The organism is Pseudomonas abyssi (assembly GCF_002307495.1).
Taxonomy (GTDB): domain Bacteria; phylum Pseudomonadota; class Gammaproteobacteria; order Pseudomonadales; family Pseudomonadaceae; genus Halopseudomonas; species Halopseudomonas abyssi.
Genome location: NZ_NTMR01000044.1, coordinates 1 through 15,286, shown reverse-complemented (window position 1 = coordinate 15,286; position 15,286 = coordinate 1). Strand labels below are relative to the sequence as shown.

The following is a 15,286-nucleotide window of genomic DNA, read 5'->3' as shown; positions in this document are numbered from 1 at the left end:
AACCTTGACGTTGTAATCAACGACTCGCTTAACCGCTACAAGTACCTTCATGGTTGCCTCATTCAATGTGTAGCCAAAACAAAGCCCGAACAAATAGTGACCAGAAATAAAAAAACGTTCACAATAAGACTAAAGCGGGCCCGTCGTTCAAAAGCTCTTTATCATGACTTTCCAAGCACAGGCGGTCAATAGGAGCAATTCGACAAAAGGTCCAATAAAGGGCCAAAACGCCATCTTTGCGTTGGAGCGCAAAAAACGGGCTGTTATACTGCGCGGCTCAATGGATCACGGAAGATCATCAAAGAATCCAATTACATGTGACGGGCCTTGAGTTAGGAGATAAATTGTGGAACGCGAATTCATGGAGTTTGACGTTGTCATCGTAGGTGCCGGCCCCTCTGGCCTGGCAGCTGCATGCCAAATCAAAAAGCAAGCCGCTGAAGCCGAGCAGGAAATCAGCGTCTGTGTCGTAGAAAAAGGCTCCGAAGTCGGCGCCCACATTCTCTCCGGTGCAGTATTCGAGCCGCGCGCCCTGGAAGAGCTCTTCCCCGACTGGAAAGAGATGGGTGCTCCGCTGAATACCGAGGTCAAGCGCGATGACATCTATATGCTCACCAGCGCAGACAAGTCGACCAAGCTGCCCGACGCTATCGTACCCAAGACCATGCACAACCATGGCAACTACATCATCTCCCTGGGTAACCTCTGCCGCTGGCTGGCCGAACAGGCCGAAGGTCTGGGCGTCGAGGTGTATCCGGGCTTTGCCGCTCAGGAAGCGCTGATTGACGAAAACGGCGTTGTGCGCGGCATTCTGACCGGTGACCTGGGTGTCGACCGTGAAGGCAACCCGAAAGACGGCTTCTATACCCCGGGTATGGAACTGCGCGCCAAATACACCCTGTTCGCCGAAGGCTGCCGCGGCCACATTGGCAAGCAGCTGATCAAGCGTTACAACCTGGACTCCGAAGCTGACGCCCAGCACTACGGTATCGGCATCAAGGAAATCTGGGACATCGACCCGGCCAAGCACGAACAGGGTCTGGTGGTTCACACCGCTGGCTGGCCGCTGGATATCGTCGGCACCGAAAACACCGGTGGCTCATTCCTGTACCACATCGAGAACAACCAGGTTGTCGTTGGTCTGATCATCGATCTGTCCTACTCCAACCCGCACCTGTCGCCGTTCGACGAGTTCCAGCGCTACAAGCACCACCCGGTGATCAAGCAGTACCTGGAAGGCGGCAAGCGCGTTGCCTACGGCGCTCGCGCCATCTGCAAAGGCGGCATCAACTCCCTGCCGAAAATGGTCTTCCCGGGCGGCGCACTGATCGGTTGCGATCTGGGCACCCTGAACTTCGCCAAGATCAAGGGCAGCCACACTGCCATGAAATCCGGCATGCTGGCAGGTGAAGCTGTAGTCGAAGCGCTGAAAGCCGGGCGTGAAGGCGGCGACGAGCTGACCGGTTACGTCGACAACTTCAAGTCCAGCTGGCTGTACGACGAGCTGTTCGCAGCCCGTAACTTCGGCCCGGCGATTCACAAGTTCGGCCCGCTGTTCGGCGGCGCGTTCAACTACATCGACCAGAACTGGTTCGGCGGCAAGATCCCGGTCACCCTGCACGACACCAAGCCGGATTACGCTTGCCTGAAGAAAGCCTCCGAAGCGACCAAGATCGACTATCCGAAACCCGATGGCGTGCTGAGCTTCGACAAGCTGTCTTCTGTCTTCATGTCCAACACCAACCATGAAGAAGACCAGCCGATCCACCTGACGCTGAAAGACCCGAGCATTCCGCTGGAGAAGAACCTGCCGCTGTACGACGAGCCGGCACAGCGCTATTGCCCGGCTGGCGTGTACGAGGTGGTCACTCAGGACGACGGCGAGAAGCGCTTCCAGATCAACGCGCAGAACTGCGTACACTGCAAAACCTGTGACATCAAGGACCCGGCCCAGAACATCAACTGGATCGCGCCCGAAGGGACTGGTGGCCCGAACTATCCCAACATGTAACGCGCTAACGCGCGCTACAGCTGCAAGCTGCAAGCTGCAAGCCTCAAGCCTCAAGCGGCAAGCGGCAAGTAAACCCGGCTCCGGCCGGGTTTTTTTGTGTCCGCACGCTGAAAGCGTAATCAGGCTGAGTTCTGTGGGTGCGCCGATAACTGCGTCTTAACGCTATTTGTTTCCATGCGCCGCCAAAAGAAAACCCACGCGATTCGTAACCGCACGGGTTCTCTCTTGCAGCTTGAAGCTTGCGGCTTGCCGCTTCTTCTAGGCCTGCGGCAACACATCCACCGCCACACTCAACACATGCTCCCCACCGCCGGTCATCACGCCCTTGAGCGGTGTGACATCGGCAAAGTCGCGTCCCCAGCCGAGCACGATATAGCGTTCATCGGGCACGCAGCCGTTGGTCGGGTCAATCTCCAGCCAGCCCCAACCGGGCACGTAGACCGCCAGCCAGGCGTGGGTGGCGTCTGCGCCGAGGAGTTTCTCCTGGCCCGGCGGCGGCAGGGTTTCCATGTAGCCGCTGACATAACGGGCTGCAAGGCCCAGCGAGCGCAGGCAGCCGATGGCCAGGTGGGCGAAGTCCTGACAGACACCTCGCTTGCTGGCCAGTACGTCCTGCAGCGGGGTGGCGACGGTGGTGAACTCAGGGTCGTAGGTGAACTCGGTAAAGATCCGGGTGTTCAGCTCCAGCACCGCATCAATCAGGTTGCGGCCCGGCGTGAAGCTGCTGCGGGCAAACTCGGCCAGCTCGGCGCTCTGATAGACAAAGGGTGAGCTGAGCACATACAGCCGGGCATCCAGGCAATCGCGATTGGTCTGGCGCGGGTCCTGCCGCAACTCCAGCACCGCTTGCTCCCAGGCAATGCCCGAGAAGAAGTCGGCGAGCGGCCGTGGATGGGTGGTGATTTCGCTGCTGACGCTGACGTCCAGGCTGTCGTGCAGCGATTCGATGGAGAAGTACACCACCCGATTGCCAAAAAAGTCGGTGCGCTCACGCATGCGGTCAGGGCGCGGGCTGATCTCCAGCTGGCTGTTGCTGCACTCCTGCCAGGGCAGCACGCGGGGCAGGATGCGCGCCTCGTTCTGGCTCAGGCTGGCCGGACCGCTGTACTGATAACGGGTACTGTGGCGCAAAAGATATTTCACCAAAAACCTCTCAGGCCTGGCCGCTGAAGTGCATGCTGACCAGCTGGCGAGGCGCCTCAACATGACTGAAATGACTGTGGGTGATGGCGTTGGACAACTCCGCCATCGGTTGAATCAGCTGATCCAGCAGTTCGTTCAACGCGTGGCGCGCCGAGACAGAACCTTCCAGATCCGACAGGGTTTCAATGTCGACCAGATGCAACGCGCTGGTAGCCTGGATAATCAGTCGCTGCTCCTGGTTGCGGTACGGAGAGCTGCCTGGTGAAGGCAGCTTGGCAATCTGCGAACCCAGGCGCTTGAGCATGTAACCAATGGAGCGCGGGTTGGCCTCATCAAACAGCAGCAAGTCGAGAATCGCCAGCGGATGCAGCTGCGAGCGATAGCGGCGGCGATAGACGGTGAGGTTATCGGTTGTGGCCAGCACCACCTCCCACAGCGGAATACCCGGCTCGTCTGCGGTCAGCAGCGCGAGCTTGAGCAACTCCAGCGAGCCGATGGCACGCTCCAGAAAACGCCCGATATCAAGGAAGCGCCAGCCGTAGTGGTGCGGCATAGTCTCGTTACACAGGCCGAAAAATGCCGCCAGATCCAGCACCATGGCCTCCAGGTGCCGCTGACCGACGACCACGCCACGCGCCCGTGACATGCTGTTGAAGTGCTGCCGCAGGCTATTGATGGCGCGCCAGGTGTCGTCCCCAAGGTGGTCTCGCACCGCCCGACTGTTACGCACAAAGTGCCCGAACAGCACCGGCAAGCCGTCTGGCAGGTCATCGGCAAACATCTGCAGCAGGCGATCTCGAATGGCGATGTACTCGCGCGAAAAACGGCTGTTGCTCGGCGCCTCCCCTTCGAGGTCGGCCGGCTCCAGTGGTATCTCCAGCGCGCGCAGAAGATCCGGCATCAGCTGCGAGCCCGTTTCCGGGCGCTCATCCTGCAGCAGCCGGGCCAGCGCCTCGCGCAGCAGGCGCCCGCGGGTGTCCAGGCGCTCACCGTAGCGGCCCATCCAGAACAGACTTTCTGCCACCCGGCATGGCAGATCCTTGCCGTCGCGGGTCACGACAATCGGCCCCAGCGCCTGTCGCAACAGGCTGATGTGCGGCTGCGGCACCGGCGCCATGACCCAGATATCCTTGACCAGCCGGCTCTTCATCAGCGGCGCGCCAGGTTCCCCCACCCAGGCCAGGCCGCCAGGCATGACGCGGTAATTGCGCTCATTGACCGGCTTGGCCAGATCATCCGGTTCGACCAGACTGAAAAAACGCAGGGTCGCACTTTGCCGTTCCAGCGTGCCGGTCTGCGGATTGAAGCCCGGGGTCACCGAGGCTTCGACCGGCCGCTGAGCAGTAAACAGATAAGGATGCCGTTCCATGCTGATGCGCAGATCGCGCAGCGCCTCGAGGCCCATTTGATCTGCATGATAGAGGCGCCCCGGCTTGCTGATATCACGCAGAATCCAGCCATCTATCTCGGATTTGACCTGCTCCAGCGAGCGCGCGTCGCCACACCAGAGGGTTTCTCGGCATGGCAGCAACAGCTTCTCGCCCAGCAGCGCCTGACACAGCGCTGGCAAGAAAGCTGAGAGCCCTGGGTGCTCCAGAATACCGGCGCCCAGCGCATTAGCGATGTGGACGTTGCCGCAGCGGGCAGCCTGCAGCAAACCGGGCACCCCCAGTAGCGAATCCGGACGCAGCTCCAGCGGATCACACCAGGGATCGTTGATCTGGCGCAGGATCACATCCACCTGTTTCAGGCCACCCAGGGTGCGCATGGCTACCTGCCCATCGCGCACTACCAGGTCATCACCCTCGACCAGCGAAAAGTTCATGTAGTTGGCCAGCCAGGCGTGCTCGAAATACCCGGGACTGCCCGGCCCCGGCGATAGCAGCACGATGTTGGGCTGCTCTCGCTGCCCGTTGGCCAGACTGGCGAGACAGCGATGCTGGGCCTGCAGGAACCCGGCCAGGCGCTTGATCGGCGCTTCGCGGTAGATACTGGGCAGTGCGCGGGCCAGGGTAATGCGGTTTTCCAGCGCATAACCGGCGCCGGCTGGCGACTGAGTCCAGTCGGCCAGCACCTGCCAGCCGCCCTCGCTGTCCCGTACCAGGTCGGTGCCGTGGAAGATCAGCAGCGGCCGCTCCACCTGTGGCGGATCGTCGGCGGCGGAAAACAGAAACCCGGGATGCGTGAAAATCAGCTCGGGCGGCAGCAGGCCTTCGCTGATGATCCGGCGAGCACCGTAGAGGTCATCAAGGATGTGTTCCAGCAACCGACTGCGCTGGCGCAGGCCCGCCTCCAGCTCGTCCCACTCCTGGGTGCCGACCACCCAGGGCATGCAGTCCAGCTGCCAGGAACGCAGCTGCCCGGGGTCATCTTCATACGGGTTGAAGGTAACGCCGTTCTCATGCAGCAGATTCTGGGTTTCTTCCCAGCGGCCAGCCAGCACCTCGGGGCCGAGCTGCGCGACGTCCTCCAACAGCGCCTGCCAAGGCGCGCGCGGCTGCTGATCCTCGCCCAGCAACTCGTCGTGCCCGGCATATCCCGGATACTCCCCAAGGATGGCCTTGACGGCAGATCCCAGATTCACAGCTTGTTGCATGCAGCGCTTCCCGGTGACGGCTGAGAATCAGCAGCCTGATGTATGTAGCCGTCGATTATAAACCAGGACTGCGTACCCCGGCGCGCCGCAGATCGAGGGTATGCGGATACTCCTGACCCGGCGCTTGCTGAATCTCACTGATCTCGCCCTGGGTATGGCCGTAGGCCCAGAAACGCGCCATGCGTCGCGCTTCGGCTTCGTTGGCGTTAACCGGGAAACGCTCGAAGTTACGCCCGGCCGGATGCACTACGTGGTACGTGCAGCCGCCCACCGAGCGCTCATTCCAGCTGTCCACCAGATCGAACACCAGCGGTGCCTGCACGGCGATGGTCGGGTGCAGGGCCGACGGCGGCTGCCAGGCACGATAGCGCACAGCAGCCACCGCCTCACCGGCCACGCCGGTCGGCTGCAGCGGCACGCGATAGCCGTTGCAGGTAAGCACATGCCGTGCCGGGTTGTAATCCTGCAGCTTGACCTCCAGCCGTTCCACCGACGAGTCGACGTAACGCGCCGTGCCGCCACCACTGACCTCCTCGCCCAGCACATGCCAAGGCTCGATGGCCTGCCGCAGGGTGATACGGGTGTCGCCATACTGCACCTCCCCGGCATGCGGAAAGCGGAACTCCAGGAAGGGAGCGAACCAGTCCTCGGCAAAGTCGAACCCATGCTCACGCAAATCGGCCAGCACATCGCACAGATCGCGCCACAGATAATGCGGCATCATCCATTTGTCGTGCAGCGCGGTACCCCAGCGCGCCAGGGGCTGCCGGTAGGGCTTGGCAAAGAAGCGCGCCACCAGGGCGCGAATCAGCAATTGCTGCATCAGGCTCATTCGCGCGTGCGGCGGCATTTCAAAACCGCGCAATTCCAGCAGGCCAAGACGCCCGGTTGCGCTGTCCGGCGAGTACATCTTGTCGACACAGAACTCGGCGCGGTGGGTGTTGCCGGTGATATCGGTCAGCAGGTTGCGCACCAGCCGATCCACCAGCCAAGGCTGTGGCACCTCGCCCTCGGGCATCTGCGACAGCGCGATCTCCAGCTCGTACAGCGCTTCATACCGGGCCTCATCCACCCGGGGTGCCTGACTGGTCGGGCCGATGAACATGCCGGAGAACAGGTAGGACAGGCTCGGGTGATGCTGCCAGTAGGTCAGCATGCTGGCCAGCAGATCCGGGCGCCGCAGGAACGGCGATTGCGCCGGAGTACGGCCGCCTAGGGTCACGTGGTTGCCGCCGCCGGTACCGGTATGACGACCATCGAGCATGAATTTCTCGGTGCCCAGTCGGGTCTGGCGCGCTTCCTCATAGAGGATTTCCGTGTTGCGTACCAGCTCCGGCCAGCTGGCTGCGGGCATGATGTTGACCTCGATGACCCCCGGGTCCGGGGTAATCATGAATTTCTCGATACGGTTGTCCGACGGCGGCGCATACCCCTCGATGCAGACCGGCATGTTCAGCTCGGCAGCGGTGTGCTCGATACAGGCCAGCAGCTCGAGGTAGGGCTCCAGCCGGGTAAGCGGCGGCATAAACACAAACAACTTGCCGTCACGCGGCTCGATGCACAGCGCAGTGCCGATAACACCACCCTCGCTCAACTCGGGCAGTTGTTCCTGCCAGTCCTGCCCGGCGGCCATGTGGTGCATGCCGTCATGCCGGGCGCTGTGCACAGCGCTGTAGCGGCTGGCCACCTCACCGTTCAAGTCAGGTAGTGCCGCGGCTTCATCGAACAGCGACAACGGCTGCGCCTCTTCACGGCGCGCAATCGGCAACGATGACAACGGCAGACGCAGGCCCATGGGCGAGTCCCCCGGCACCAGATAGAGCTGCTCACGCCGCAGCGGCCAGTCACCGCTGACCCAGCCCCCCTCCTCCGCCCGGGTCAGCGGCAACGTGTAGCCCACGGTACGGTCGAGGCCTCGCTCAAGCAGGCGCGCAAGACGCAGGCGATTGTCGTCGTCCTGCAGGTCTTCACCACGCAGGTCAACGTCGATCGGCTGGGTACGCTCCAGCCAGAGGTAGTAGTAGGCATCTTCAAAACAGGGCAGCAAATACTTGGTCGGCACCCCCAGGCGGCGCATCAGCACCTCGGCAAAGCGTTTGGCGCTGTGCTCATCGGCTCCGTAATCGCGGTCCACATCAGCCAGCCAGCGATCGTCCTGCCACACTGGCTTGCCATCACGACGCCAATAGCAAGCCAGCGCCCAACGTGGCAGAGGCTCACCCGGATACCATTTACCCTGTTGGTAGTGGATCAGCGAATGCGGCGCAAAATGCGGACGCAAGCGCCGCAGCAGCCGCTCGGAAAGCCCTCTTTTGGTCGGCCCCTGCGCAGCGATGGTCCATTCTGGTGCATCCATGTCATCGATGGACACAAAGGTCGGCTCACCGCCCATGGTCAGACGCACGTCCAACTCATCCAGGCGCGTGTCTACGGCCTCACCCAGCGCCAGAATCTCGGCCCATTCGGTATCCGTGTATGGTTTGGTCACGCGCGGGTCTTCCTGCACCCGTTCAACGCTCATATCAAAGTGAAAGGTCACTTCGCAGGGATCACTTGCCCCGGTAATGGGTGCGGCACTGGAGGGCTCAGCGGTGGCCGCCAGCGGCATGTGCCCTTCCCCCGCCAACAGACCCGAGGTCGGGTCCAGCCCGATCCAGCCGGCACCCGGCACGAATACCTCGGTCCAGGCATGCAGGTCGGTGAAGTCGGTTTCCGTGCCGGAAGGCCCGTCCAGCGCCTTGACGTCGGCGGTCAACTGGATCAGGTAACCCGAGACAAAACGGGCAGCCAGCCCCAGTTGACGGCAGATGTGCACCAGCAGCCAGGCCGAGTCACGGCACGAACCGCTGGCCAGCTCCAATGTCTGCTCCGGCGTTTGCACGCCCGGTTCCATACGGATGCCGTAAGTAATGTCATTGGCCAGACGCTGGTTCAGGGCGACCAGAAAATCAGTGATCGAGCATTTCTCGCGGCTGACGGAGGTCAGCCACTCGCTCAGCAACGGCCCGGGTTTCGGGCTTTCCAGATAGGGTGCCAGCTCCTTGCGCAGCCCGTCCTGATAATCAAAGGGGAACTGTTCTGCGTACTCTTCGACAAAGAAATCAAAGGGGTTGATAACGGTCATCGGGGCAACCAGTTCAACCTCGATCGACAGGTGGCGCATCTTCTCCGGAAACACCAAACGGGCGACGTGATTGCCAAAAGGATCCTGCTGCCAGTTGATGAAGTACTCGCCTCCGCTAATCTTGAGGCTATAGGCATCGATCGGCGTACGGCAGTGCGGCGCCGGACGCAGGCGCACCAGGTGCGGCGAGAGCGCAACCGGTTTGTCGAAGTCGTAGGTGGTCTGGTGCCTGAGTGCTACGCGGATGGTCATGACAAATGATCCCGATCAAGTGTGCGGCAGTGCCCGCAACGGTAGAAGCAATGGCTGTGCCAAGGCTCGACGATACTTAACCCTTAACACAGGTGGGTGACAATCTTCGTTGCCGACCGATACCAGCACGGAACAGGCATGCCCCGATCCAGTGCATCTGGTATGGCAATTGCAGGCTGCACACCAACCTTCCCCTGGCGAACAGAGTAGCTGAATGAGTAAAGTAAACTGGGACGATTACACTTCGAAGGGCTTTTACGACGAACTCATCAAGGCACCCGGACAGCCCCGCGCGGAGGCCGAGCTGTTATGCCAGTATCTCGCCAATCTCGACGCCCGCGAGCTGGCCGAGCACAAGACCGCCGCCGAGGTGGCCATCCAACTGATGGGCATCACCTTTACCGTCTACACCGAAGGCAACATGATCGATCGGGCGTGGCCGTTCGATATCGTGCCGCGCATCATTCCGCTGGCCGAATGGCAAAAGACCGATGCGGGCCTCAAGCAGCGCGTTCAGGCGCTGAACATGTTTATCGATGATTTGTACCATGACCAGAAGATCGTCAAGGACGGCGTGGTACCCAGGGAGGTACTGGCCCAGTCGGTCAACTTCCGCCCGCAGTGCGTCGGCATTTCCACTCCGCACAACGTCTGGGCGCATATCTGCGGCTCCGACCTGGTGCGCGACAAGGACGGCACACTGTACGTGCTGGAAGACAACCTGCGCGTTCCCTCGGGCGTCTCCTACATGCTGGAGAACCGCAACGTCACCAAACGGGTCATGCCCGATCTGTTCGCCAACGGCCTGATCCAGCCGGTCGACGACTACACCGCCCAGCTCTACGACATGCTGGCCTCGCTCTCGCCGCGTCCCGGCGATGATCCGAGCATCGTCATCCTGACCCCCGGCATCTACAACTCCGCCTACTACGAGCACTCCTACCTGGCGCAGCAGATGGGCGTGCAGCTGGTCGAGGGCAGCGACCTGGTGGTGGGCGACGATGATTGCGTCTACATGCGCAGGATTGACGGTCTGGCGCGCGTGGATGTGATCTACCGCCGGGTCGACGACATGTTCATCGACCCCGAGGTGTTCAATCCCGATTCCATGCTCGGCGTCCACGGCCTGATGCGCGCCTGGCGCAAGGGCAACGTAGCGCTGGCCAACGCACCGGGCGCCGGGGTGGCCGACGACAAGGTGATCTACGCCTTCGTGCCCAAGATCATCGAGTACTACCTCGGCGAACAGCCACTGCTGCCCAACGTGCCCAGCTACCTGTGCATGTTTGAGGAGGACCGCAAGTACGTGCTGGACAATCTCGACACGCTGGTGGTCAAGCCGGCCAACGAGTCTGGCGGCTATGGCATGCTGATCGGCCCGCACGCCACCAAGAAAGAGCGCGACACCTTTGCCGAGCTGATCAAGGCCGACCCGCGCAACTACATGGCCCAACCCACGCTGAGCCTGTCTACCTCGCCCACCTTGTGCGGCAACAGCATGGAGCCGCGCCACGTCGATCTGCGGCCCTTCATCCTGTCTGGAGAATCCACCTGGGTTACTACCGGCGGCCTGACCCGGGTCGCGCTCACCAAGGGTTCGCTGGTCGTCAACTCCTCGCAGGGCGGCGGCAGCAAAGACACCTGGATCGTTGACCTGGCAGGGAACTGAATCATGCTTTCACGTGTAGCCGAAAACACCTACTGGATGGCCCGCTATCTGGAGCGCGCCGAAGATACCGCACGCCTGCTGAGCGTCACCAGCCACCTGTTGCTCGATCTGCCCCGCTCGACCAAGCTCGGCTGGGCCGAGATCATCGCCATTACCGGCAATGATGCCCTGTTCGATGAGCTGTATCCGACCCGCGACGAAGCCAGCGTACTGTCGTTCATGTGCGGTGACCGTCGCTACTCCGGCTCCATCCTCAGCTCACTGGCCGCCGCCCGGGAAAACCTGCGCACCACCCGCGACGTCATCCCCCGGGAGATCTGGGAAGAAGTCAATCAGCTGTACCTGAGCGTCAAGGAGCAGGTAGGTTCAGGCATCACTCCGCGACGCCGCGACGCCTTTCTCGGCCGCGTTATCCGCAGTTGCCAAACGGTCAACGGCTTGATCGAAGGCATCCTGAGCTATACCCAGGTACGCTCGTTCCTGATGCTGGGCCGCCAACTGGAGCGCGCCGACATGACCACCCGCATTATCGATGTGCGCTCGGCCAACCTGCTGCCGCGCAGCGATGAAGACCTCAAGCCCTTTGAGACCCTGCAGTGGATGAGCGTGCTCAAGTCACTGAGCGGCTACCAGATGTACCGCCAGCATGTGCGCTTGCGCATTCGCGGACCGGATGTGCTTAGCTTCCTGCTGCAGGACCGGCTGTTCCCGCGTAGCGTGGCCTGCTGCATGGAGCGCCTGGCCAATGCCCTGCAAACCTTGCCGCGGCACGAACTGGCTCTGCAGGAGGTCGAAACCTGCCGGCGAGACCTGAGCAAGCCGGACGTCGCCCTGCTGGCCGCCGAGCCCGACGAGCTGCACGCCTTTGTCGACGAGATTCAAATCGACTTTGACGAACTGCACGCGGCCATCAGCCAAACCTATTTCGCCAGCCCGGAGCAACTGCAAGGCAGCAGTTGAGCGGGCACAGGAGGCATCTTGAGTTATTTCGAGCAACTGCTGCAACGCAGTCGCGGACAACAGCTGTTCGATTACCACCCCAATGGCTTGCTGCAGCGCTGCAGCTGCGGTCAGCCAATATTCTTCGACAACACCCATTGCGTACGCTGCGGTGCCGAGCTGGGTTATCTGCCGGATCAGGGCCAACTGCTGGCACTGGAAGCAGACGCCGAGCACTACCGCACCCGCGCCGCCGAACCGCGCCGCGTGCGCTGCTGCGCTAATCGCACCAGCGCCGCGCAGTGCAACTGGTTGATTCCGGCTGACAGCGACGCCAGCCTGTGTCTGGCCTGCGAGCTAAATCTGACCATACCCGACCTTAGCCAACCCGACAGCGATGCCCTGTGGCTTCAGGTCGAACAGGCCAAGCGCCGGCTGGTTGCCCAACTGGTGCTGCTGGGGCTATCCGTGGTGCCACGTCGACTGGACCCGGAACATGGCCTGGGTTTTCACCTGTTGCGCCAACTGCCGGGCGGTCCGCCGATCACCACCGGACACATGGCCGGTGAGATCACCCTGGATCTGGCCGAAGCCGATCCGGCCAACCGCGAGCAGCGTCGCCAGCAACTGCACGAACCTTACCGCACCCTGCTTGGGCACTTCCGCCATGAGAGCGGCCACTACTACTGGGATCGACTGGTGCAGAACAGCGACTGGCTGACCCCCTTTCGCGAGCTGTTCGGTGATGAGCGTGCTGACTATCAGGCAGCATTGAAGACGCACTATGAACAGCCCGTGCGTGACTGGCAGCAGCATTTCATCAGTCAATACGCGAGCGCCCACCCCTGGGAGGATTGGGCCGAAACCTGGGCGCACTACCTGCACATGACTGACACCCTGAATGCGGCGCTGGATTTCGGCATTCAGCCCGGCAGTCTGGCCATGCAGGTCGAACCCTTTGACAGCAGTCAACTGCCACCACTGCCGCTGGGGCAGGACGAACGCGAGGCTTTTCTGGATTTCTGCAATCGCTGGGTGCAACTCAGCAGCGTACTCAACGTGCTGGCGCGCAGCATGGGGCAAACCGATATTTATCCGTTTGTGCTGAATATAGACAGTCTGCGCAAGCTGTATCTGGTGCATGCTCTGATTGCCGACAGCAGCGCTCGCACCAGTGCGGCCTGAGACGCCGCACGCCGCTGCGGCGTGCGGCAACCCAGATCAGGCAGCGATCGTCGGGATCAGCCGCGGACGCGTCGGATTGGATGGCAGCGGGGGCAAGCCGTGAGCGGCTCTGGCGCGCTGACATTCCGGGCTGTCCTGGCCGTTTTCGCCATGATAGGGAAACTCCCGACACGGGCTGGGGCGCTGCTCGTAAATACTGCAGCGCACGCCCTCACCGACCGTGCCCAGCAGCCCCACACAACGAGGTTTGGGCTGATTGGTGCCCTGCATGCAGGCACGGTAAGGCGTTAATTGTTCAGTCAGCTGGGTGGGTACGTCACCCCCTGGGGCGCTATCAGTTTCTCCCCAGTAAAAAGACACCCTGAATGTGGCGCAACAGGCGCCGCAGTTCAGACAGGGCGAATGGTCGCTCATTTCATCGCAATCCTCAGGCCGCTACGGTGCGCGTTTTTTACTCCGCGCCGCGCCGCCGCACAAGAGGTCTCACGCGGCAAACCCGACTTTATTTTGTAACCGCCATCACACCTCCGCATGACACGCCATTTGCCATCGCTGGTGCCTTCTGTCAGCGGGTCTGGCAGGCTACTATCGGGGATTCACGCACACGAGGGATACTTCACTTATGGCCCAAAGCAACTGCATCGCCGGCGTCGATCTGGAACGGATTTCACACATTGGCAGCCACCTGCAATCAGCCTACATAGACGCTGGCAAGCTGCCTGGCGCCCTGACGCTGGTTGCCCGGCGCGGTGAACTGGTCTACTGCCATGCCCAGGGCCTGCGCGACGTAGAGCGCGGCCTGCCGGTAGAGCGCGACACCCTCTTCCGCATCTATTCCATGACCAAGCCGATCACCTCCATCGCCCTGATGCAGCTGTACGAGCAGGGTCGCTTTCTACTCGATGACCCGGTGCACAAGTACATCCCCAGCTGGAGCAACCTGCGCGTCTACAAGACCGGCGTCTATCCGCAGATCCTGACCACCGCCTGCGAGCGGCCCATGACCATTCGTGACTTGCTCACCCACCAGTCGGGCCTGACCTACGGCTTCATGAACCGCACCAACGTCGACGCCGCCTACCGCAGCCTCAAGCTCGACGGCGGCCCCGGCCTGACCCTGGATCGCCTGATCGACGATCTTGCCAGGCTGCCGCTCGAGTTTTCTCCCGGCACCGCCTGGAACTACTCAGTGGCTACCGACGTCTGCGGCTACCTGGTGCAAGTGCTATCCGGCCTGACGCTGGATGAGTACTTCCAGCGTCATATCTTCGCCCCACTGGGCATGGTCGACACCTTCTTCACCGTACCCGCCGACAAGCTCCCGCGCTTTGCCGCCTGCTATCAGTTCCAGCCCGGTGGCAGCTTCAGCCTGCAGGACGACCCGCAGGACTCCAGCTTCAGCAAGGCCCACGGCTATCTGTCGGGCGGTGGCGGCCTGGTCTCCACCATCGACGATTACTACCGCTTTGCCCAGGCGCTGGCCAACGGCGGCGAGCTGGACGGCGCCCGTATCATCGGCCGCAAGACGCTCGAATTCATGCGCATGAACCACCTGCCCGGCAACCAGGACCTGCCCGGTGTATCCGTCGGCTCCTTCAGCGAAACACCCTACGACGGCAGCGGTTTCGGTCTGGGTTTCTCGGTCAAGATCGACGTCGCCAAGTCGCAGACCAACGGCTCCATCGGCGAGTACGGCTGGGGCGGCATGGCCAGCACCAACTTCTTCGTTGATCCAGTCGAGGACCTGCTGATGGTGTTTATGACCCAGCTGATTCCGTCGTCGAGTTATCCGGTAAGGCAGGAGTTGCGGGCGATTGTGAATGGGGCGTTGGTGGATTGAGGTTTGAAGGCTGAGTATCGCCTATGGCGTACTCAAATCAGGTAAGTCCCTCGATCCCCCATTGGCCATTGCGCACGAAGTTGGAAGGCGGTATCCACCCAAGCAGGTGATCTGTAGCAGCCGCTCATTTGGCCAGCGCATCCACAACATTGAGCAGGTGCGCGAAGCCGTGGCCAGCTACGCCACCCGCGCCTGCGAGAAGCTGCGCACCCAGGGCTCCCACTGCAAAAAGGTGCGGATAAGCATCCGCACCGGCATGTTCAACCAAGATGAACCCAAGTTCGCCAAGGGCATTGGGTGCGAGCTGCCCTACCCCACAGACGACACCCGCCTGGTCATCCACACCGCCCTGGCCGGGCTGGAGCAGATCTATCGCACAGGGTATGCGTATGCCAAAGCCGAGATCCTGCTGATGGATCTACGGCAGCCGGGCGAGTTTACGGAGTATCTGTTTGCGGAGGTGCAGCCAGCAACGGCTGCGCGCGTGATGGGGGTGCTGGATCAGATCAATGGGCGCTGGGGGGGGG

The 15,286-nt window shown here is 61.7% G+C and carries 9 protein-coding genes and 1 pseudogene; 6 read left to right on the top strand and 4 right to left on the bottom strand.

Going from position 1 to position 15,286, the window contains the following annotated elements; translation table 11 throughout:
* Window positions 1-346 precede the first annotated feature (346 nt).
* A complete protein-coding gene (locus CNQ84_RS19830) occupies window positions 347-2,011 on the top strand; it encodes an electron transfer flavoprotein-ubiquinone oxidoreductase (protein WP_096006488.1) in 1,665 nt (554 codons plus the stop codon).
* Between the two features lie 258 nt (window positions 2,012-2,269).
* On the opposite strand, the gene CNQ84_RS19825 is transcribed toward CNQ84_RS19830, so the two are convergent.
* From CNQ84_RS19825 to CNQ84_RS19815, 3 genes are read right to left on the bottom strand one after another with little or no spacing between them, the layout of a single operon-like run.
* Entirely contained in the window at window positions 2,270-3,154 is an 885-nt protein-coding gene (locus CNQ84_RS19825) for a transglutaminase family protein (RefSeq protein ID WP_096006489.1), read from the bottom strand.
* Window positions 3,155-3,164: 10 nt separating this feature from the next.
* Complete coding sequence (locus CNQ84_RS19820; RefSeq protein WP_096006487.1) at window positions 3,165-5,750, bottom strand: circularly permuted type 2 ATP-grasp protein; 2,586 nt, start codon at window positions 5,748-5,750, stop codon at window positions 3,165-3,167.
* Between the two features lie 55 nt (window positions 5,751-5,805).
* Window positions 5,806-9,126 (bottom strand): transglutaminase family protein, encoded by a 3,321-nt coding sequence (locus CNQ84_RS19815; RefSeq protein WP_096006486.1) that lies wholly within the window; start codon window positions 9,124-9,126, stop codon window positions 5,806-5,808.
* Between the two features lie 214 nt (window positions 9,127-9,340).
* On the opposite strand from CNQ84_RS19815, the gene CNQ84_RS19810 reads away from it, so the two are divergent.
* Genes CNQ84_RS19810 through CNQ84_RS19800 form a run of 3 tightly spaced genes read left to right on the top strand, consistent with a single transcriptional unit; the run spans window position 9,341 to window position 12,919 of the window.
* A complete protein-coding gene (locus tag CNQ84_RS19810) occupies window positions 9,341-10,795 on the top strand; it encodes a circularly permuted type 2 ATP-grasp protein (protein ID WP_096006485.1) in 1,455 nt (484 codons plus the stop codon).
* Between the two features lie 3 nt (window positions 10,796-10,798).
* Window positions 10,799-11,755: an alpha-E domain-containing protein gene (locus CNQ84_RS19805; RefSeq protein ID WP_096006484.1), complete on the top strand. Its 957-nt coding sequence runs from the start codon at window positions 10,799-10,801 to the stop codon at window positions 11,753-11,755.
* A gap of 15 nt (window positions 11,756-11,770) precedes the next feature.
* The gene (locus tag CNQ84_RS19800; RefSeq protein ID WP_407920677.1) at window positions 11,771-12,919 is read left to right on the top strand and encodes a zinc-binding metallopeptidase family protein; all 1,149 of its coding nucleotides are present in this window, start codon (window positions 11,771-11,773) and stop codon (window positions 12,917-12,919) included.
* Between the two features lie 36 nt (window positions 12,920-12,955).
* Here CNQ84_RS19800 and CNQ84_RS19795 read toward each other — a convergent pair whose 3' ends face one another.
* Entirely contained in the window at window positions 12,956-13,333 is a 378-nt protein-coding gene (locus tag CNQ84_RS19795) for a YkgJ family cysteine cluster protein (protein WP_096006482.1), read from the bottom strand.
* 208 nt (window positions 13,334-13,541) lie between these two features.
* Between CNQ84_RS19795 and CNQ84_RS19790 the strand changes: the two genes are divergently transcribed.
* Both CNQ84_RS19790 and CNQ84_RS19785 read left to right on the top strand, forming a co-directional pair.
* Entirely contained in the window at window positions 13,542-14,759 is a 1,218-nt protein-coding gene (locus tag CNQ84_RS19790) for a serine hydrolase domain-containing protein (protein WP_096006481.1), read from the top strand.
* A 94-nt stretch (window positions 14,760-14,853) separates the two neighbouring features.
* Window positions 14,854-15,286 (top strand): annotated as a pseudogene (locus tag CNQ84_RS19785) (DinB/UmuC family translesion DNA polymerase); the annotation flags it as partial.

What these genes read in the sequence shown, in the direction of transcription:
- CNQ84_RS19820 (WP_096006487.1), bottom strand. Translation starts at nt 5,750, where the DNA reads ATGCAACAAGCTGTGAATCTGGGATCTGCCGTCAAGGCCATCCTTGGG.
- CNQ84_RS19815 (WP_096006486.1), bottom strand. Translation starts at nt 9,126, where the DNA reads ATGACCATCCGCGTAGCACTCAGGCACCAGACCACCTACGACTTCGAC.
- CNQ84_RS19810 (WP_096006485.1), top strand. Translation starts at nt 9,341, where the DNA reads ATGAGTAAAGTAAACTGGGACGATTACACTTCGAAGGGCTTTTACGAC.
- CNQ84_RS19805 (WP_096006484.1), top strand. Translation starts at nt 10,799, where the DNA reads ATGCTTTCACGTGTAGCCGAAAACACCTACTGGATGGCCCGCTATCTG.
- CNQ84_RS19795 (WP_096006482.1), bottom strand. Translation starts at nt 13,333, where the DNA reads ATGAGCGACCATTCGCCCTGTCTGAACTGCGGCGCCTGTTGCGCCACA.
- CNQ84_RS19790 (WP_096006481.1), top strand. Translation starts at nt 13,542, where the DNA reads ATGGCCCAAAGCAACTGCATCGCCGGCGTCGATCTGGAACGGATTTCA.